13 protein-coding genes are annotated in these 19428 nt (G+C 71.5%); 4 read left to right on the forward strand and 9 right to left on the reverse strand.

The genetic code is table 11. The annotated features are described in order from the left end of the window. The first annotated feature begins 28 nt into the window (after positions 1-28). The 3 genes from CP978_RS27935 to CP978_RS27945 are packed head-to-tail and all read left to right on the forward strand — an operon-like array spanning position 29 to position 1722. Positions 29-967, forward strand: coding sequence for a hypothetical protein (locus tag CP978_RS27935; protein WP_043445302.1), 939 nt, complete (start codon positions 29-31; stop codon positions 965-967). A 55-nt stretch (positions 968-1022) separates the two neighbouring features. Further along, positions 1023-1331 carry a hypothetical protein gene (locus CP978_RS27940; RefSeq protein ID WP_043445304.1) on the forward strand — a complete coding sequence of 103 codons (309 nt, stop codon included), beginning with the start codon at positions 1023-1025 and terminating at the stop codon, positions 1329-1331. Between the two features lie 55 nt (positions 1332-1386). After that, positions 1387-1722, forward strand: a complete 336-nt coding sequence (locus CP978_RS27945; RefSeq protein ID WP_043445306.1) for a WXG100 family type VII secretion target — start codon at positions 1387-1389, stop codon at positions 1720-1722. A 71-nt stretch (positions 1723-1793) separates the two neighbouring features. On the opposite strand, the gene CP978_RS27950 is transcribed toward CP978_RS27945, so the two are convergent. The 3 genes from CP978_RS27950 to CP978_RS27960 form a co-directional block, all read right to left on the reverse strand. After that, positions 1794-6365, reverse strand: a complete 4572-nt coding sequence (locus tag CP978_RS27950) for an FtsK/SpoIIIE domain-containing protein (protein WP_150478323.1) — start codon at positions 6363-6365, stop codon at positions 1794-1796. After that, complete coding sequence (locus CP978_RS27955) at positions 6362-7498, reverse strand: hypothetical protein (RefSeq protein ID WP_052454324.1); 1137 nt, start codon at positions 7496-7498, stop codon at positions 6362-6364. The genes CP978_RS27950 and CP978_RS27955 overlap by 4 nt, the downstream gene beginning before the upstream one ends. Positions 7499-7766: 268 nt before the next feature. Then, positions 7767-8282 (reverse strand): sigma-70 family RNA polymerase sigma factor, encoded by a 516-nt coding sequence (locus CP978_RS27960; protein WP_043445310.1) that lies wholly within the window; start codon positions 8280-8282, stop codon positions 7767-7769. Positions 8283-8669: 387 nt separating this feature from the next. On the opposite strand from CP978_RS27960, the gene CP978_RS27965 reads away from it, so the two are divergent. Then, on the forward strand, positions 8670-9737 hold the full coding sequence (locus CP978_RS27965; RefSeq protein WP_043449680.1) for a glycerophosphodiester phosphodiesterase family protein: 1068 nt from the start codon (positions 8670-8672) through the stop codon (positions 9735-9737). 310 nt (positions 9738-10047) lie between these two features. On the opposite strand, the gene CP978_RS27970 is transcribed toward CP978_RS27965, so the two are convergent. The 6 genes from CP978_RS27970 to CP978_RS27995 all read right to left on the reverse strand — a co-directional run bounded on the left by CP978_RS27970 (position 10048) and on the right by CP978_RS27995 (position 19351). Next, a complete protein-coding gene (locus tag CP978_RS27970) occupies positions 10048-11064 on the reverse strand; it encodes a LacI family DNA-binding transcriptional regulator (protein WP_043445312.1) in 1017 nt (338 codons plus the stop codon). 60 nt (positions 11065-11124) lie between these two features. Next, complete coding sequence (locus tag CP978_RS27975) at positions 11125-12150, reverse strand: ABC transporter permease (protein ID WP_043445314.1); 1026 nt, start codon at positions 12148-12150, stop codon at positions 11125-11127. After that, positions 12147-13115: an ABC transporter permease gene (locus CP978_RS27980; RefSeq protein WP_043445316.1), complete on the reverse strand. Its 969-nt coding sequence runs from the start codon at positions 13113-13115 to the stop codon at positions 12147-12149. The genes CP978_RS27975 and CP978_RS27980 overlap by 4 nt, the downstream gene beginning before the upstream one ends. After that, on the reverse strand, positions 13112-14722 hold the full coding sequence (locus CP978_RS27985; RefSeq protein ID WP_043445319.1) for a sugar ABC transporter ATP-binding protein: 1611 nt from the start codon (positions 14720-14722) through the stop codon (positions 13112-13114). Before CP978_RS27985 ends, CP978_RS27980 begins: the two co-directional genes overlap by 4 nt. A gap of 90 nt (positions 14723-14812) precedes the next feature. Continuing rightward, positions 14813-15898 (reverse strand): ABC transporter substrate-binding protein, encoded by a 1086-nt coding sequence (locus tag CP978_RS27990; protein ID WP_043445321.1) that lies wholly within the window; start codon positions 15896-15898, stop codon positions 14813-14815. A 153-nt stretch (positions 15899-16051) separates the two neighbouring features. Then, on the reverse strand, positions 16052-19351 hold the full coding sequence (locus CP978_RS27995; protein WP_043445323.1) for a glycoside hydrolase family 2: 3300 nt from the start codon (positions 19349-19351) through the stop codon (positions 16052-16054). Between the last annotated feature and the right edge of the window lie 77 nt (positions 19352-19428).

Here is a 19428-nt window from a genome sequence, read left to right on the forward strand (position 1 = left end):
GCCGGGGCAGGACCGACGAGGAGGCACGGTGGTCGACTTCTCCATCGACTACTCAGCTCTGCAGACGGTGCAGCAGAAGATGCGCAATCTCGCGGACGACGCCGGCTCGGGCGGGGCGACCGGGGTCTTCCGGGAGATCGGTGAGGCCACCGCCTCCGAGCGGAGGTCGGTGCTCGGTTCCGCCGACCTCTCCTCCGCCTTCAACCTCTTCTACTCGCGCTCCAGTTCGCGCACCAAGCAGGCCAAGGACGGCCTCACCCAGCTCGCCGACACCTTCAAGGGCGTCTCCGACACGTTCTTCCAGGCCGACGCCCAGCTCGCCTCCTCCGGCGGCCTGATGGGCTCCAAGCTCGGACTGGACGACTGGAAGAACCAGAAGGCCGCCTACGACCAGTGGGCGTCGGACGACAAGGCGTGGCACGACTACCTGGAGAAGATCGGCGCCGCCGACTACTTCGACCAGCACCCCGACGCCCACATCGGGGACGTGTGCAGCGCCGACAGCCCGCCCGGCTTCTGCGAGGCATGGCAGAACGACCTGGACAACCACGACGTCACCGTCCCTGACGACCCGGGCGCCCCACCGCCCAAGCCCAGCGACGACCCGCCCACCTCGTACACCTACGAGGACGACAAGGGCAAGGTCGACGTCCGGCTCGAACTGGACGACGACCACAACGTGATGAAGGAGACGTCCACCATCACCACGCCGAACGGTCAGTCGTACACGTCCGTCACCACCTATGACTCCGCGCCGCAGTACGTCACCTTCGAGGACGGCACGCGCATGGACGTGCGCGACTACACGATGGAGACCACGTACGCGGACGGATCGAAGACCACCAGCACGGTGGTGATCAACGACGACGGCTCCGGGACCATGACCATGACCGACGGCGACGGCAAGGTGACGGTCTCCACCCGCTCGGGCCCCGACGCCGACTGGTCCGAACCCGAGGACCAGTAGGACGACCGGGCCGACGACCACGGTCCGTTCCCAGCAGAGAAGAAAGGTTCACCCCATGCCCGCCAACATCAGCCTCTCCTACGCCGAGATCGAACGCGTCTCCAACCTCCTGGACACCAGTGTCGAGCAGACCCTGGTCCCGCGCATGGAGGAGGCCAAGGCCGAGGTGGACACCCTCCTCGAGACCTCCCTCGTCCTCACCGAGGCGAGCCCCGCCCTCCAGACGCAGTACGAGAAGTTCACCGGCGCGCTCAAGGACGCCACCCAGAGCATCAAGGACTACGCGGAGCAGTTCCGCCAGATCATGAACTCCATCAAGGACATGGACCACGACCTCGCCGAGAAGGTCAGGAGCAACGGCTGACCGGGCCGCGGCACCAGCACACATCCCCCCGCAGGACCGACAGGAGACCCACGAGATGGCCGGCACAGCAGACGTCGTAGTCGATTACAACGAGATCGCCCGGGTCGCCACGACCATGGGCACCAAGCTCAGCGACATCTCCGACGAGCTGACCAACCTGGAGACGACCGTGAGCGGCCTTCTCCACGACGGTCTGGTCTTCGAGAAGGCCAGCCCCGCCCTGCAGGCGGCCTACGAGGACTTCAGCAACCAGATGAAGACGTCCGCGAAGAACATCCAGGACTACGCGGACAGCTTCAACCAGATCGCCGACTCCCTCGCCGAGTCCGACCAGAAGATCGCCGCCGATGTGCAGAAGGCACAGGCGGACAGCAGCGCCAACCAGGGCTGAACCAGCTGTGCCGAAGGGGGCCGCGGCAGTGTGCCCGGCCCCCTTCACATGCCCGTGTGTCCGGGTGTTTCTCAGCCGCCCAGGACCGTGAGCGGCACCTGGACCATGATGGCGGTGCCCGACTCGCTCGCCGTCCAGCCGCGGCCGGCCACCAGGGGCGTGCGGACCTGCTCCGCGGACAGCCGGGCACCGATGAGGTCGCCCTCGCCGATGGACTTCGGGCCTAGCAGCACACCCCGGCGGGAGCGGCGGGCCATGCCCACCCAGCCCAGGGAGCTCATCGACTCGGGCAGACCCGCCAGCAGCAGGCCCTGACCGTGGTCGCGCCCGGAGGTCGCGACCTGGCGCAGTACCTTGTCCGCACGGCAGCTCAGCATCAGATCCGCGTCGTCCACGACCACCACCGACGGCTTGCCCGCGACCGCCTTCAGCGCCTCGGCCACGGTCTCCGCCGACGGGTCGGGGTCGGTGATGACCTGCGCCAGATCGTGCGCCGCCAACTGCCGCAACTGCGAGTCGCGCGGCGTGAGGACCACCAGCGCGGTGCCGCCCAGCAGCAGGGACACACACATCGAGGCGAGCGCGGTGCTGCGCCCGGAGCGCGGAGGACCGGCGACCATGAACGACCCGCCGCCGACCGTGAAGTCGTAGCCGAGCGGCTCGCCCGCGTCGCCGCCCACCCCCAGCAGCGCCCACAGCGGACGACGTTCGGTCTGGGGCACCTGGTCGATGGCGTCCTGGAAGCCGATCAGCGTCGGCAGTTCCTCCACCCTGAACGGCCGCCGGGCCGCCGACAGCTGCGCGTCCCGGGCCGTCGTACGGCGGCCGATCTCGCGCAGCGCGTCCGCCTGGTCGCCCCCGTCCTCCGTCGGCAGCAGCGCGATCTGCGCCTCGATCCCGCTGGGCGCCAGCCAGCCGCGCCCCGGGGGGATATGGGCCGGCACCTTGTTGCGGCCGAGCCCGGCGATGTTGTAATCGCTGAGATCGGCCTGCTTGAGCAGCAGCCGGTTGTCGTTGTGCGCCGCGAGCCGCCCGCCCAGCAGCAGCCGCTCGGAGGTGGCGATGACATGGATGCCGGCCGCCGCGCCCTCGCGCAGCAGCCGGACCACCTCGGAGTAGACCCGGCCGCCGTCGTAGTCGTCCAGCATCGCGCTGAGCGCGTCCCAGCCGTCGACCAGCACCAGGATCCGGGCCGGACGGCGGTCCTTCGGCAGCTTGGACCGCAGTTCGCCCAGGCCCGCGCTGTCATGCTGCGCGATCAGCCGCTGACGGCGCGTCAACTCGCCGACCAGCCGGGCGACCAGTCGCTCCAGCCGCTCGGTGTCGTGCCGTGAGACGACCGCCCCGCAGTGCGGCAGGGCCTCCAGAGCGGCCAGGCCGCCGCCGGACGCGTCGATGCCGTAGATGTGCAGATCCGAGGAGGGGGTCACCAGGGCCGCCGAACCCGCGACGGTCCGCAGCACCTGGGTGCGTCCGGAGCGCGGTGAGCCGATCACATACAGATGCCCGAAGGTGGCGAAGTCGATCGTGCCGAGCCGCTGCTGCTGGAGCTTGGGCAGGTCGAGCAGGGCGTACGGGACGAGCGGCAGTGCGCCCGGCGGTACCGGCGGGACGGGCGGCAGGTCCTCCGCGCGGACGGCCTCGGGCAGCGGCGGCAGCCAGGGGCTCGGCTGCGGCACGAAGTCGTCCAGCAGGGCGGAGGCCTGGCCGACGGCCTCCACCAGGGCACGCAGATCGGTCAGCGGCTCCTCGGCGGACAGCGCCTCGAGGAACAGCTCGTCCTCCTCCGGTGCGGACAGCTCAGCCGGGCGGCCCAGCCGCTGCCAGGTCAGCTCGACGCCGCGCACGGGCCGGGGGGCGGACTCCTCCTGCGCCGTGCCCGCGCCGCGCTCGGCGCCCACCCAGGCCGTCTGGAACGGGACCGGGGCCCCGGCGCCGCGCCGCAGCAGCGCCCGGCCGGGGCTGGAGGGCGAGATGCTCACCGCGTCGGGGGCGTTGATGATGTCCTGGCTCTCGGAGCGGTCGGTGACGCGCAGCGCGATCCGCAGATTGGTGTTGGCGCGGATCTCGTTGCTGACGGAGCCGCCCGGCCGCTGGGTGGCCAGGATCAGATGCAGACCGAGCGACCGGCCCCGCTGGGCGAGGCTGATCAGACCGGGCACGAACTCCGGCAACTCCCGTACCAGGGTGGCGAACTCGTCGATGACCAGGATGAGCCGCGGCAGCGGGGGCAGCTTCGGGTCGCGGGCCCGCTTGGCCCGGTACTCGGGGTGGTCCTTCGCCTCGACCTCGGCCAGCACCTGCTCCCGGCGGCGCAGTTCGGCGTCGAGCGAGGCCAGCGCCCGCTGCACCAGATGCCCGTCCAGGTCGGTGATCATGCCCAGGGTGTGCGGGAGTTCGGCACACTCCCGGAAGGCGCTGCCGCCCTTGTAGTCGACGAGCACGAAGGTCAGCTCGTCGGGCCGGTTGGCCGCGGCCAGCGAGGCGATCAGGGTCTGCAGCAGCTCCGACTTGCCTGACCCGGTGGTGCCGCCGATCAGCCCGTGCGGACCGTCCTTGACCAGGTCGAGCCGGAGCGTGCCCTCGTACCCGGCGCCCAGGGTGAACACGGTGGAGGCGGGCCGGCGGGCCCATTCGGCGGCCAGCGCCGCCGGGTTGGGCGGTTCCTGCCCGAGCAGCGGCAGCAGCCGTACGTCGGAGGGCAGCCCGGAGTCGCTGTCCACCGTGACGTCCCGCACCGGGGCGAGCGCCCGGGCGACCTCCTCGCACCAGGCGGTGTCCACCAGGTCGGCGCGCACGCCCTCGACCACCGGGACCCCGGAGGACCGCACGGTGAGCCGGTTGCCCTCCGCGGTGACGACCGCCGTGCACTCCTCGGGCAGCAGTCGCTCCCGCTCGTCGACGCAGAGGCTGAAGATCCGCACCGAGGGGCCCTGGGTGAGCAGTTGCACCATGCCGGGCACGTCGCGCAGCCGCCGGGCGCCGTCGAGCACGACCAGCACATCGGGCTCGCGCAGCAGGGTGTGGCCGAGCGCCGAGGCGCCCTGGGCCGTGGTACGGGCCTGGATGTCGGCGATCAGCTCGTTGACCCGGTGGGCGGTGCTCTCCGGGTCGTTGCCCAGCGCGATCACGCTGCCCGGCCGTCCCGGCCGCAGATGCGGCAGCCAGCGCACCCAGCTCCAGGCGTCCGCGTGCTCGTCCCCGGTCAGCACCACGATCCGCAGATCGCGCGGGCTGTGCAGCACGGCGGCCTGCGCCACCGCCCAGCAGGCCACCCGGCGCGGGGTGTCGCCGGGGCCGGAGACGCCGACGACGCCGTGGTCCGCGAGTTCGACGCCGAAGGGCACATCGGCGACCCGCCAGTGCACCTGACGGTGATTGGCCTCGCGGGCGTGGTCGTCGATCCGCTTGAGGGAGGGCCGGGTGACCGTGCCGAGCCGCAGGGTGAGGTGGTCGGGGTCGCGGCGGCGGCGCTGCCACAGCAGGCTGCCGGGTCCGGTGGCGGTGAGCAGCACGGTGGCCGGGTCGGGGAACGTCACATTGCGCAGGTCGCGTTCGGCCAGCGTGGCGTCCCGCACCTCCAGCTCCAGTGCCGCCCGGCGCAGCCGGTACAGCCGGAGCGACTCCTCCTGCTGCTGCCGGTTGGTGCGCCGGCCCATGATCCAGTTGCTGATCGCCATCATCGGGGTGAAGAAGATGAACACGGCGAAGTAGATCGTGCGGAACAGGCTCATCATGACGAGGCCCATGACCAGCGGCGCCATCATCATCAGGAACGGGAAGGGCCGGTTCCTGCGCTCCCCGGGCGGGCCCTGCATCCGGATGGTCTCGGTGTCCAGATGCGGGGCGATGCGCGGCGGCCGGTTGTACTCCACGGCGAGTCCGTCGGCCGAGGGGTTGACGGCCGCGTCCGCCTCGAACGGCGGGGCGAGCCGCAGCAGATGGGCGCCGAGCGCGAGGTCCGCGTACGGCGGCCAGGCCTCGGAGCCGTCCTCCGGCGGCGGCCGGTGGCCGGGCCGGGGCAGGGGCGGCGGGGTGGGCAGCCCGTCGGGACCGGGCGGCGCGGGGCGCGGGGTGTGGCCGCCGGGTCCGCCGTCCACGGGCTCGGCCGGTTCCTCGGCGGTGAGCGGGGTGCCGGTCTCGGGGTCGACCGGGGGCGGCGGGGTGAGGCTGCGCAGCCCGTGCCGGGCGGGGTCCGCGTCCTCGGGCAGCCGGTAGGTGACCTGCCCGTCGGTGCCCACGGTGATCCACACGCCCTGCTCGGGCGCGTCGCCGCCGGTCAGCCGCAGCGCACAGCCGCGGTCGGTGCCGATCTCATGGCTGCCGGGGCCGAGCCGCCAGGACCGCCCGGACCCGGGGCCGCCCACGTGCCGCACCTCCACGAGGAGCGGGTCGGTGGACGGCGGCTCCCAGGCCCGGGTGGCGGTGTCCGAGGAGACCGGGGTGTCCAGGCCGAGCAGCGCGCCGGCGCGGATGCCGCTGGCGCCGACCGGCAGATCGGGGTTGAGGGGGCGCTCCCCGAGGTAGAGACGCGGGGAGTTGAGGGCCGTGCCGAGGTCGGCGACGGTCGCACCCTCGGGCAGCTCCAGCAGATGGTCCGCCCGGCGGCCGGTGGCGTCGGCGGTGGTGAGGGTGAGTTTCACGTGGCGGTCCGTTTCGGGGCCTGGGTCGGCTCGGTGGTCTCGGTCGGTCGGGCGGGGGCGGCCGGCACCGGGGCGGCGGTCTTCGCCGGGCCGGAGCGGAACACCGGGGCCGCCTCCTCCGCCTCCGCGAAGAGTTCGTCGACGCTCTGTCCGGTGGCGGCCTCGGCGGCCGGGGCGGGCGCAAGCACGGGCGGCACGGTGTCCAGCACCCGTGCCACGGCCCGGCCCAGTGCGTCGCAGCGCGCCAGCAGGGGGGTGCCGGTGACGGCGACCCGCCCGTACGGCTCGGTCAGCAGGCCCCGGACATACCCCCGGCCGGGGCCGAGGATCAGGGCCCGCAGGGCGGGGGCTTCCCCGGGCGGCGCGGCCAGCTCCGGCGGCAGCGGGTCGGGCAGCCCGGCGGAGACCAGGACCGGCACGAGGCCGAGCCGGGGCGGGGTCTTCCGGGCCTCCCGGTAGGCGTCGCGGACCGGGAGGCCGGGGTGGTTGCGGTGCACCCCCTCCGCGACCACGACCAGCCGGTCGGGCAGTCGCATGTCCAGCTGGGCGGTGACGGCCTGGAGCAGGGCCCGGGAGGCACGTTCGTCACCGGTGACGGACACCACGGGCGGACCCACCGCCAGATCGAGGAAGGCGCACTGACGTTCCGCCCCGTGCTCCATGGCGCCGATGGCGACCACGAGGGGGCGGGCGTCGGCCGCCTCCGGGGTCACCGGGGGCAGTTCGGCTCGGGTGACGGTCCAGGGCTCCGGGTCGTCGGGCCCGGCCAGCAGCACGGTCACCGTGCCGGTGCCCACCAGCGCGGCGTAGGGACGGTCGGGGGCGGCGGCGACGCGGGCGGCGGCCAGGGCGCGTTCGGCGTCGCGCCACACGGCGGGTGTGCCCAGCCGGCGCACCAGCATCCGCAGGGTGCTGCGGTAGCGCAGCCAGGCGCGGACGGGCTCGGCGAACGCGTGGACGGTGAGGGACAGTTCGCGGAGCAGCCGGGCCCAGGCCTTGCGCCAGCCGCCCCAGCGCATCGCCCACATCCGCAGCAGCAGGAAGCAGAGCAGCACGGCGCCGGCGATGCCGAGCCATCGGAAGACGGCGTCGCTGTGCTGGTGGAACCAGACGAACGGGTCGGTATGCCTCATGGGGTTTCCTTCGGGCCGCCGGGATCGAGGTGTCGCACCGGAGCGGTGCGCCGGGCACGGCCGGAAGGCCTGTGCGCCGCCGCGCCGGATGCGCCGTCCCGTGGGGCGGTGGGGTCGGGGTGTGCCGGGGCGCCCGGCCGTTCGCCGTCCCCGCCGCCGGGGCGGCGCTTCCCTGCGGGGATGGGGACGGTCGGGGTGCCGGGTGCGCCGGTGCGCGGGGTGCCGTGGGCGGCGGACTGTGCCGTCACGGTGAGGGGTTCGCCGTGTCTCACGCCGCCGGCATCTCCCGCCGCATGGCCTGGAGGGCGTAGTGGTTGCGCGACTTGACGGTGCCCTGGGGCACGCCTATGGCGCGGGCGGCCTCCGCCCGGGTGCGGTCGCGCAGATGGACGTGGAACAGCACCTCCCGGTGTTCGGGCGACAACCGGGCCAGGGCCCGTCGGACGATCTGCCGGTCCACCACGGTGTCGGCGAGGTCGCCGTAGCCCTCCGGCCGGCGCAGCATGTCGTCGCCGAGCACACCGACCGGGACGGCACGGTCGCGGCGGCGGGCGTCGACGGCGAGGTTGTGCGCCACACGGTAGAGCCAGGCGATCAGCCGCTCCTCGTCGGGTGCGTCGAGGTCGGGGGCGGTGAGCCAGGCCCGCAGCAGGGTTTCCTGCACGATGTCCTCGGCGCGGTGCGGGTCGCCCGCGGTGAGCCGGTTGGCGTAGCGCAGCAGACGGGACCGGTGCCGTAGGGCGGGATGCGATGCCGGAACTGAAGCTGGTTGACCATTAAACATGTTTTGCTCCACGTCTGGCTCAGGTCAGGCAGCTCGGGGGGATCCTCTGGGAAGTCTCCGGTGGAGAGGTCCAGAAGGAGAGGCTATAAACAACCGGCGGTGAGTTCCTCCGTCAACTTCCGTGAAAAAGCCAGCAAAGGGGGCGGAAGCACCTCAGGTAAACCTCTGAAAATTTGCCGTTCCGATTCCGGGGCGCCATGCACCACCCGACCACGGACCCCACCCACGGCGTTCACGGCGCGATGACGGCCGTGGACATCCGGTGACGGGCGGCGTCTTCCGCGACCGTTCATGTTTCCCTCATGCCCGGTTGCGGTGCGGGCCGGGTCCCGCCCATAGCTTCCGGTCGCCCCCCAGCCCCGAGAAGCAAGGTTTCTGATGTCACAGTTGACTGCGCGTAATGTCCTGGCGAGTTTGACTCTGGTAGCCGTGCTCGCCTCGCCCACCGTCGCCCATGCCTCTCCGGCCGCCGGCCCGTCCGTGCTGCCGCAGAAGACCCACTTCGATCTGCAGGCGCACCGCGGCGGCATCGGGATGACGACCGAGGAGTCCCTGGAGGGTTTCGGCAAGGCCCTGCGGCTGGGTGTCACCACGCTCGAGCTGGACACGCACATCACCAAGGACCGCAAGGTCGTCGTCAACCACGACCGGCAGATCAGCAAGGACAAGTGCGCCGACACCGCGCCGGTGACGCCGAACGACCCGATGTACCCGTATGTCGGCAAGTACATCAAGGATCTGACGCTCGCTCAGATTAAGACCATGGACTGCGGTTTCCAGCAGCTGCCCGGCTTCCCCGAGCAGGAGCAGATCAAGGGCTTCCGCATGGTGGAGCTCAAGGACGTCCTCGGCCTGGTCAAGAGGTACAAGGCCAAGGGCGTCAAGCTCAACATCGAGACCAAGGTCGAGGCGGGAGCCCCCGAGGAGACCGCGCCGCGGGAGCTGTTCGTCCGCCGGGTCTACGAGGAGATCCACGCCTCGGGCATCGAGAAGCAGGTCACCATCCAGTCCTTCGACTGGGGCGCGCTGAAGGAGATACACAAGCTCGCGCCCACGTGGCCCCTGGTCGCCCTGACCAACTACGACTTCCTCCAGGTGGGCAAGCCCGGCAAGTCCCCGTGGCTGGGCGGCATCGACGCCGACGACTACGACGGCGACTTCGTCAGGGCCGCGGCCTCCATCAAGGGCGTCAAGGCGCTCTCCCCGGTCTACGGCTTCCCGCAGAACGGCACCGTCGCCGACCCGGACTTCCGCTTCTATGTGACCAAGGAGATGGTCAAGTCGGCGCACGCCCGGGGTCTGACGGTCATCCCCTGGACCTGTGACGACCCGGACACCGTCAAGGCCCTCATGGACATGGGCATCGACGGCATCATCACCAACTACCCGAACCACGTCCGCCAGATCATGGCCGAGCGCGGCATGCGCCTGCCGAAGGCGTACTCGGCGCGCTGACCTCCGGTCGCCGAACGAGCGGACGCCGCGCCCCTGTTTCGCCGAACACCGTGGAGGGTCGGTGGAACAGGGGCGTCGGTGCCGCCGACCGACGGCGGAACCCCGAGGGGCGGCGAGCCGGCCGCGGTGACGGCCCGCGTACGGCCGGAGCCGAGCGGGAGGTGCACCGTCGGGTCGCTCGGGGACGGGGCACGGCATCGGGCGGGACGGCCGGTATGAGGGGTGCGCGAGGCGGTGCCGGGCTCGTACGGTCCGGGGTGCCCCGGTACAGGGCCGGCGCGCGCCGCCGTGCGGAAGGGCCCCGCCCGGTTCAGCGGTGGCGGCCCAGGGTGGACTCGCGGACCACCAGGTCGTGGCCCGGCCGCAGTCGGCGTGGCTCGGCCTCGGCCGAGCCGGTCAGCCGTGAGATGACGCAGCCGACGGCCTGGCGGGCGATGGCCTGCTTGTCGGGGGAGACCGTGGTCAGGGTGATCGCCCCGTAGCGGCCCTCCTCTATGTCGTCGAACCCCACCACCGCGACGTCCTGCGGGACCCGCAGCCCGCGCTCCCCGAGCACCCTCATGGCGCCGATCGCCTGGAGGTCGTTGTAGGCGAAGACCGCGTCGGGCCGTGCCCCGCGGTCCAGCAGGGTGGTCATGGCCTGCGCGCCGTCCGCCCGGCCGTAGCCGTCGGTGGGGGCCACCAGCGAGTCGTCGTGCGGCAGCCCGGCCGCCGCCAGTTCCTCCCGCCACCCCTGAAGGCGCAGATGGGCCGGCTGCCGGGCGCTCTCCGCCCGCGCGCCGAGGAAGGCGATCCGCTGCCGTCCCATGCCGGCCAGATGGCGGACCGCGCTGCGCGCCGCGGCCACGTTGTCGATCGCGATGTGGTCGTAGGGGGCGTCGTACTCCCGCTCGCCGAGCAGCACGAGCGGCGCCGCGTCGGTGCGGCCGCGCAGGTCCTGGTTCTCCAGTTCGATGGGGGAGAGGATCAGACCGTCGATCACATGGGTCCGGAACCCCTGGCAGACCAGCATCTCCTTCTCCCGCATGCCGGCGGTGTGGTCGAGCAGCACGGTGTAGTGGTGGCGTGCCGCGGCGTCGATGACCGCGCTGGCCAGCTCGGCGAAGTAGGGGTTGCCCAGTTCGGGGACGGCCAGCGCGATGATTCCGGTGCGGCCCTTGCGCAGATGGCGCGCCGTGAGGTTGGGGCGGTAGCCGAGCTCATCGATCGCCTGCTGGACCCGGGCCCGCATGGCGGGGGTGACGTGCGGATAGTCGTTGACGACGTTCGAGACGGTCTTGATGGACACTCCCGCTCGCAGCGCGACGTCTTTCAGGCTGACGCCCACGGAGTTCCTTCCTTGTCGGGCCGGGCGCAGGACAGCGACGGTCCTGCGGCACGGCGTCTGTCATCTGGTGCGGCGAGCCCGCGCGAGATATCGCTGGGCCACGACCACCACGATGAGGAAGCCGCCGCTGACCACGGACTGGTAGGACGAATTGAGCGAGCCTATCTGGTTGATGAGGTTCTGGATGACGGCGAGCAGCAGCACCCCCCACAGGGTCCCGCTCACCGAGCCGGCGCCGCCCACCAGCAGGGTGCCGCCGATGACCACCGCGGCGATGGCGTCCAGCTCCATGCCCGTTCCGATGATCGTCACCCCGGAGGAGAGCCGGGCGGCGTTGAGCGCGCCCGCGAACCCCGCCAGCAGCCCGCTGAGCAGATAGACCAGCACCCGGGTGCGGGCCACCGGCAGCCCCATTAGGGTCGCGGCGTCCGAACTGCCGCCCACCGCGAACAGCGACTGGCCGAACGAGGTGCGCTGCAACACCACCCCGCCCGCGGCGAACAGCGCCAGCGCGATGAGCACGGGATATCCGAATCCGCCGACCGTCCCCTGGCCGAGTTCGGCGAAGGCCGAGCCCCGTGACACCAGATAGGTGGTGGCGCCCTCATGGGTGAGGGCGAGCAGCAGGCCCCGGGCGCCCAGCAGGGTGGCCAGGGTGACGATGAAGGGGGCCATCCCGGCCCGGGCGATCAGCAGCCCGTTCAGCGCCCCGATCGCCCCGCAGACCACCAGCGGCAGCAGCAGCGCGGCCCAGAGACCGTACTGCGAGGCCCAGGCGGCCAGCACACCGCCGAGCGCGAACACCGATCCGACCGAGAGGTCGATGCCACCGGTGATGATCACCAGCGTCATGCCCAGGGCGACGACGGAGATGAAGGACGCCTGCACCGCGATGTTCTGGGCGTTGTCGAGCGTGCCGAAGGACGGGAAGACGAAGGAGGACACCAGGACGACGGCGACCAGGACGGCGAGGGCGCCGTGCCGTTGCAGCAGCGAGGCGATCCGCTCCTGGTCGAGGGCCGGGGAGGGGGACGCCGTCGGACGGGGGGAGGCCGGGGTGGGCCGCGGTGTGGTGAGTGAGTTCATCGGGACCGACGCTCCCGGGCGACATAGACGGCGACGAGGATGATGACGGCCTGGGCGATCTGCGCGGTGGAGTCCGGCAGATCGTGCTTGACCAGGGTGGCCCGCAGCAGCTGCATCAGCAGCGCACCGGTGACGGTGCCCAGCACCCGCACCGAGCCGCCGGTCAGCGGGGTGCCGCCGACCACCACCGCGGTGATCGCGGACAGCTCCATGAGGTTGCCGAGCGCGGAGGGGTCGCTGGCGGTCAGCCGGGCGGTGGCCAGCACACCGGCGAGCGCCGCCAGCACCCCGCACAGGACATAGACGCCGATCAGGACCCGCCTGACCGGCAGCCCGGCGAGCCCGGCGGCGGCCCGGTTGCCGCCCACCGCGACCAACTGCCGGCCGAAGGTGGTGCGGTGCACCAGACCGGCCATCGCCAGCGCCAGGACGCCCGCGGTCAGGACCACCACGGGGACGCCCAGCACCTCGCCGCTGCCCAGCGCCAGCAGGTCCGGGTTGACGATCTGTTTGAGCTGACCGTCCGCCAGCACCAGGGCGAGCCCCCGGCCGCCGACGAACAGGGCCAGGGTGGCCACGATGGGTTGCAGTCCCACCACCGCGACCAGGGTGCCGTTGACCACGCCCACGACGACCCCGGCCAGCAGCGCCACGAGCAGTGCCGGAACCAGGCCGTAGCCGAGATAGAGCGGCAGCACCGCGGTGGCCAGCGCCATCGTGGACCCCACCGACAGGTCCACGCCCTCGGTGCCGATCACCAGCGCCATGCCGAGCGCCACGATGACGACGGGGGCGACCTGCACCAGCTGGGTCCGCAGATTGGCGGCGGTCAGAAAGTGTTCGGTGAAGGCGGCGTTGAAGGCGAGCAGCACCAACACCGCCGTATAGACGCCGTACTTCTGGAACCAGGCCGGTGCGGCGAGCCGGACCGCGCCGCGTCCCAGGGCCGGCGACAGCTGGGTCATTCCTGCTCCTCGTCTGTGTGCGGCGCCTCGGCGGCGGGCTCCGGGGTGTGCGCGGCCAGCACGTCCAGCAGTTCGCCCTCGCTGACCATCTCGCCGGTCAGCTCACCGGCCACCGCGCCGCCGCGCAGCACCACCAGCCGGTCCGCGCCCTCCACCAGCTCCTCGACGTCGGAGGAGATGAGCAGCACCGCCAGCCCCTCCTGCGCCAGTTCGTCGATGAGCGTCTGCACCTCGGCCTTGGCGCCGACGTCGATCCCGCGGGTGGGCTCGTCCAGCAGCAGCACCCTGGGCTCCAGACAGAGCCAGCGCGCCAGCAGCACCTTCTGCTGGTTGCCGCCGGAGAGCTCCCCGGCCTTCTGCTCGGGGCCCGCCGCCTTGATCCGCAGCCGTTTCATGAAGATCTCGACAATGCGGTCCTGCTGCTTGCGGGAGACCACACCGGCCCGGGAGAGACGGGGCATCGCGGCCAGGACGATGTTCTCCCGCACCGACAGTCCGGGCACGATGCCTTCGGCCTTGCGGTCCTCGGAGAGCAGACTGACACCGGCCCGGATCGCCGCGGCGGGAGACAGCCGGCGCAACGGGCTGCCCGCCACCGAGACCGTGCCGGAGTCCAGCGGCAGCGCACCGACCAGGGCCTTGGCGGTCTCGGTGCGCCCGGAGCCCAGCAGGCCGCCCAGGCCCAGGACCTCGCCCGGACGCAACTCCAGTGACACCTCGTGGAGGAGATGACGGCGGCTGAGCCGCTCGGCGCTGAGCACCGGCTCACGGCCCGCGTCATGACCGGCGCCGAAGCCGGTGACGCCGTGCCGGCGGACCTCGGAGACCTCCCGCCCGAGCATCATCGAGACCAGTTGCATCCGGTCCAGGTCCGCGAGCGGCCCGGTGTGCACCAGCCGCCCGTCACGGAGCACGGTGACCCGGTCGCAGATCCGGTACAGCTCGTCCATCCGGTGGCTGACATAGAGGATGGCGATGTCCCTGCGGTGCAGTTCCTCGATGACCCGGAAGAGCGTCTCCACCTCACGCGGTTCCAGCGCGGAGGTCGGCTCGTCCATCACCACCACCCGGGCCTGCACCGAGACCGCGCGGGCCAGCGCCACCATCTGCTGGGTTCCCACCCCCAGGGTGTTCAGGGGGCGGCGCACATCGGCCGTGACCCCGAAGCCGGCCAGCAGCTCGGCCGCCTCCCGGTGCATCCGGGGGAAGTCGATCAGACGCAGACGGTTCTTGGGCTCCCGGCCCAGGAAGATGTTCCGCGCCACGCTCATCATCGGGACGAGATTGACCTCCTGGTAGATGGTCGACACGCCGGCCTGCTGCGCCTCGTGCGGCCGGGCGAAGGAGACCGGGCTTCCGCCCAGGCGCAGCTCCCCGGTGTCGGGGCGGTGCACGCCGGTGAGCACCTTGATCAGGGTGGACTTGCCGGCGCCGTTCTCGCCGACCAGGGCGTGGATCTCACCGCGGCGCAGCGTCAGGGAGACGTCGTCCAGCGCCACCACGCCGGGGAAGCGTTTGCCGACGCCGACGGCCTCCAGCACCGTCGGTGGTGCGGCGCCTTCCGGGGCCGGGTGCGGTGCGGCGACTGCCGCTTCGGGGGGTGCCATGGGGTCAGGCCTTCCGTCGGTGGGTCAGCCGGGAGCGGGCCGCCCGGGTCCCGGGGACCCGGGCGGCCCGAAGGGTGTCCGCGCGACCTCTCAGTAGGCTCCGCCCAGGGAGCCCTTGGCGTTGGACGCGTCGTAGGCGCGGTCGGAGATGATCACGTTCTCCGGGATGGACTCGCCGGCGAAGAACTTCTGCGCGGTGGCGAAGGCCAGCGGACCGAACCGGGGGTTGGACTCGATCACCCCGTTGTACTCGCCGTCGGCCAGCGCCTGTACGGCGTTGCGGGTGCCGTCGACGGAGATGATCTTGACGTCCTTGCCCGGCTTCTTGCCGGCTCCCTTGAGCGCGGTGACCGCGCCCAGGCCCATCTCGTCGTTCTCCGCGTACACGGCGGTGATGTCCGGCTTGGACTGGATCAGCTGCTCCATCACCTGCTGGCCCTTGTCCCGGGCGAACTCGCCGGTCTGCTGGGCGACGATCTCCAGGCCCGGGGCCTTGGCCTTGAGCTGGTCGACGAAGCCCTTGGTGCGGTCGGTGGTGACGTTGTTCCCGGACGAGCCCAGCAGGATCGCGACCTTCCCCTTGCCCCCGGTGACCTCGATCATCGCGTCCGCCGCCCGCTTGCCCTGTTCGACGAAGTCCGAGCCCAGGAAGGCCACATAGTCCTTGCAGGCGGTGGCGTTGAGCTTGCGGTCGACGGTGATCACGGGCACATGCCTGGCCGCGGCGGCCTGCAGCGCCGGCTCCAGGCCGTCGGAGTTCAGCGGCGCCACGATGAGCAGCTGCGCGCCCTGGGCCAGCATGTCCTGGATGTCGCTGATCTGCTTGGGCAGCTGGGACTGGGCGTTGGTGGTGAGCAGCTTCTTGACGCCGAGCTTGGCGGCCTCGTCCTTGATGGACCGGGTCTCGGCGATCCGGAAGGGGTTGGCCTCCTTCTCGGACTGGGAGAAGCCGACGACCGCGTTCTTCAGATCGATCTTGGTGGCGCCGTAGGTCTCCAGGGTGCAGCCGGAACCCGAGGAGCCGGCGGACGGCGACTGCACCACCTGGGCGCCCTGGCTGCTGTCGGAGGAGGCCGAGCCGGAGCCCTCCTCCTTGGAGCAGCCGGCGGCGGCGAGGGTCGCGGCGGCAGCGAGGCAGACGGCGGCCACGAGACGGGATCTGCGAGGGGTGGTCATGGTTGGTGCACTCCTTGCGTGGTGGGGCGACTGCTCTGGCACGGCGAGGTCGACGTCTTCGACCGGCCGCCGAAGGGCCGCAGGGTGGGAATGCGGCGTGGTGCGGTGCGGGGCGGGAGGCTCCCGGGGCGGCCCGGGAGCCTCCCGCCGTCGTCACCGCCGGGTGGACGCGGTGGGTTCGTGGGCCGCCAGCGAGGCCACCTCGGCCCCGCTCAGGGCGCGGTCGTAGGCGTGTACGTCGGCGATCGCACCGGACCAGTGGTCGACCGGGCCGCCGTTGTACTTGCCGCGGCCGATCACCAGGTTCCCGGAGGGCACCTCCGCGTTGCAGGCGCGGACGGAGCCCGCCTCGGTGCCGTCCACATAGATCCGCAGCGCCCCGTCCCGGTGGCTGTAGCTGCCGACCAGGTGGTACCACTTCCCGGTCTGCGGCTCACCGATGCCGTCCGCCAGCGCCCGGGCGCCGGAGAAGCTGAACGCGAACCGCTTGTCGGCCTGGGAGTACTGGAGGTAGAAGGCGCTGCTGGAGTCGCCGTCGACGGACACCGCGGTGCTGAAGTGCCCCTTGTCGTCCAGACGGACCCAGGCGGCCACCGAGTAGTCGCCCTTCTCGGTGTCCAGGACGGGCGCCCCGGCGTCCACATAACCGGTCCTGCCGTCCAGCTGTACCGCGCCGCCGTTCGGCCCGGAGGTCCAGGAGGCGCCGCCCTTCAGGGTGCCGTCGTGTTTGCCGGCGACATCCGTGGCGGTCGTGCCGGACTGCTGGTGCAGCGGCCACCAGGACACTCCGCTCAGTCCCGGGGTGCCCGACGGGACGTTCACCCCGCCCGCGGCCGAGCCCGCCGCGATGACCTGCCGGTTGATGTCCCGCACCGGGCCGGGGAGCACCTTGACCACCTTGCGGTCGTAGGTGAGCAGGCCGTTGAGCTCGCCCTCCACGTCCGTCACCTGGGTGTAGACCGAGCCGGAGAGCCCGCAGGAGGCGCGCTGGATCAGCTTCCTGGTGTTCTCCACATACGCCTTGGTCAGCTCCTCGGTGCTGGTGGCGGCGTCACCGTAGTCCTGACCGCCGGCGGTCCCCAGGATGTGACCGGGAACGACATACGAGTAGCCGCCGTGCTCCCCGTCGACGGACGCCCGGGTCGCGTCCGGGGCCGGGTTGGCCGGGCCGTGGTAGTCGTGGAAGTCGATGATGTCACCGCGGCCCGAATCGCCCTTGGACGCACAGCAGTTGACTCCGGAGTGGGCATCCACCAGGCGGGACGGGTCCTGCTTCTTGACCGCGTCCGCGAGCTCACCGGTGGCGGCCTTGCTCCATTCGCCCCAGCCCTCGTTCATCATCGTCCACATGACGATCGACGGGCTGCTGATGTGCTGGTCGACGATGGTGTGCACCTGGTCGACGAAGGTCTTGGTCTCCGGTGTGTCCGCCGCCGCCGTCATACGGCTCGGCATGTCCTGCCACACCATCAGACCGAGCCGGTCGGCCCAGTAGTACCAGCGGGCGGGCTCCACCTTGATGTGCTTGCGCACCGCGTTGAACCCGAGATTCTTGTGCTCCACCAGGTCGTACTTCAGGGCCTCGTCGGTCGGCGCGGTGTACAGGCCGTCCGGCCAGAAGCCCTGGTCCAGGGTGGCCATCACAAAGGTGGGCTTCCCGTTGAGCAGGATCTTGTTGACGCCGCCGACCTGGTCGACCTTGATCGACCGCATGCCGAAGTAGGAGCCGACCTGGTCCTTTCCGGCACGCCCGCCGTCCAGGGTCACCTTGAGGTCGTACAGGTACGGGTCGTCCGGGCTCCACAGATGCGGCTTGTTGATCGGGATGCGCAGCGCGGTACCGGCCCGGCCGGTGACCGATCCCACGGCCTTGTTGCCGGCGTAGGCGGTGGCGGTGACCTTCGCCGTCGAGGCGGTCCCGGCGGTGGGACGCACCGTGACGGAGAGCGAGTTGTCCGTCAGGTCCGGGGTGAGCACCAGGGAGTCGACGCCCGCCTCGGGGACCGGCTCCATCCAGACGGTCTGCCAGATGCCGGAGGTCGGGGTGTACCAGATGCCGCTCGGGTCGGTGGACTGCTTGCCGAGCGCGTACCGGTCGTCCGTGGTGTCCTTGACCTTCACCAGCAGGGTCTGGGCACCGCGAGGGGTGAGCGCACCGGTGATGTCGGCGCTGAACTCCTCGTAGCCGCCGGTGTGATGGGCGACCTGCCTGCCGTTGACATAGACCCAGGCCTCGTAGTCCACCGCGCCGAAGTTCAGCCGCAGCCGGTTGCCCGAACCCACCTTCCAGCCGTTCGGCACGGTGAAGGTGCGCTGGTACAGCGACCAGTCGTGGTGCCGGGCGACACCGGACAGGGCCGACTCCATCGGATACGGCACCAGGATCTGCCCGGAGAGCTTCTTGGTGGGCAGCGCGGCGTTCTGCTGGGTGGGCTGGAACTGCCAGGTGCCGTTGAGGTTCTGCCAGTTCTTGCGGGTCAGCTGCGGCCGCGGGTACTCGGGCAGGGCGTTCTTGGCGGAGACGTCCTTGGCCCACTTGGTGGCGAAGTACCAGGTGGAGTTGTTCTGCGCCACCACGGAGAAGGGACCGAGCGCCCGGCCGCCCGTGGTGGTGATGCCGCCCTTTCCGTCGTAGCTGATCCGCACATCGGCGTTGAGCGAGACGGGGGTGTCGTCCTTGCCGGGGGTGATCTGGAGCCGGGAGGCGTTCCCCGGATCCTTGGCCACCGTGGGGTTCCAGAGGGTGCCTCCGGAGATCACCGCGAGGTGCTTGGCGGCCCCCGCGGGAACGGCGGTCACGGCGGAGGGCAGCGTGAGCGTGGCGGTCCGGCCGGTGGTACCGACGGTGCCCTTGGCGTCGGCGGGGGCGAAGCCGTCCGGCAGATGCAGCGCCGAGTCGGGGACCGGCTGGCGGGAGAAGCCCGGACCCGACCACTCGGTGTGCAGATAGGCACCGCCGTTGCCCTGGTTGTAGTCGACCGCCAGATCGTGCAGGCCGGCCGTCAGGGTGATCGGCTGGGAGGTGGTCTGGACGTCCCAGTCGGTGGTCCAGTGGTCGATCACACTGGCCCCGTCGAGGGACATCCGGAAACCGTTGTCGCCCTTGATGTAGAAGGTGTAGACGCCGTCGGCGGGCACCTGGAGCCGGCCCGTCCAGCGCACGGCGACATTGTCCGTGGTGCCGGTGTAGGTGCGCAGCGTGGGCAGCAGATCGTCGACGTAGAGGGAGTCGTCGATGCGGGTGCCGGTGTACGAGGCGAAGTCCAGCGCCGTGGTGCTGGACATGCGGTAGTAGTCACCCCGCAGGCCGAGATCGGCGGCCTCGGCGGAGGGACGGGACGCCGCCGGTGCGGCGCTGACCGGAGTCGGCACCAGCAACGCGGCCCCCAGCAGCAGCGGCAGCAGCGCGGCGAGTCGGCGGAGGAGCGGTGTTCGGAGTCTGCCTGGGCTCATGCTCACCCTTTCCGTAACGGAAAATGTCACGCCCGAACCTGGGGCACCGGAGCTGGCGTTCGCGCCCCGTGGAACAG

The sequence above is a fragment of the Streptomyces nodosus genome (genome assembly GCF_008704995.1).
Lineage (GTDB): Bacteria > Actinomycetota > Actinomycetes > Streptomycetales > Streptomycetaceae > Streptomyces > Streptomyces nodosus.

Bases quoted from the DNA above. Each gene is read 5' to 3' on its own strand.
- CP978_RS27940 (WP_043445304.1), top strand. From the start codon at position 1,023: ATGCCCGCCAACATCAGCCTCTCCTACGCCGAGATCGAACGCGTCTCC.
- CP978_RS27945 (WP_043445306.1), top strand. From the start codon at position 1,387: ATGGCCGGCACAGCAGACGTCGTAGTCGATTACAACGAGATCGCCCGG.
- CP978_RS27955 (WP_052454324.1), bottom strand. From the start codon at position 7,498: ATGAGGCATACCGACCCGTTCGTCTGGTTCCACCAGCACAGCGACGCC.
- CP978_RS27960 (WP_043445310.1), bottom strand. From the start codon at position 8,282: ATGTTTAATGGTCAACCAGCTTCAGTTCCGGCATCGCATCCCGCCCTA.
- CP978_RS27975 (WP_043445314.1), bottom strand. From the start codon at position 12,150: ATGAACTCACTCACCACACCGCGGCCCACCCCGGCCTCCCCCCGTCCG.
- CP978_RS27980 (WP_043445316.1), bottom strand. From the start codon at position 13,115: ATGACCCAGCTGTCGCCGGCCCTGGGACGCGGCGCGGTCCGGCTCGCC.
- CP978_RS27985 (WP_043445319.1), bottom strand. From the start codon at position 14,722: ATGGCACCCCCCGAAGCGGCAGTCGCCGCACCGCACCCGGCCCCGGAA.
- CP978_RS27990 (WP_043445321.1), bottom strand. From the start codon at position 15,898: ATGACCACCCCTCGCAGATCCCGTCTCGTGGCCGCCGTCTGCCTCGCT.
- CP978_RS27995 (WP_043445323.1), bottom strand. From the start codon at position 19,351: ATGAGCCCAGGCAGACTCCGAACACCGCTCCTCCGCCGACTCGCCGCG.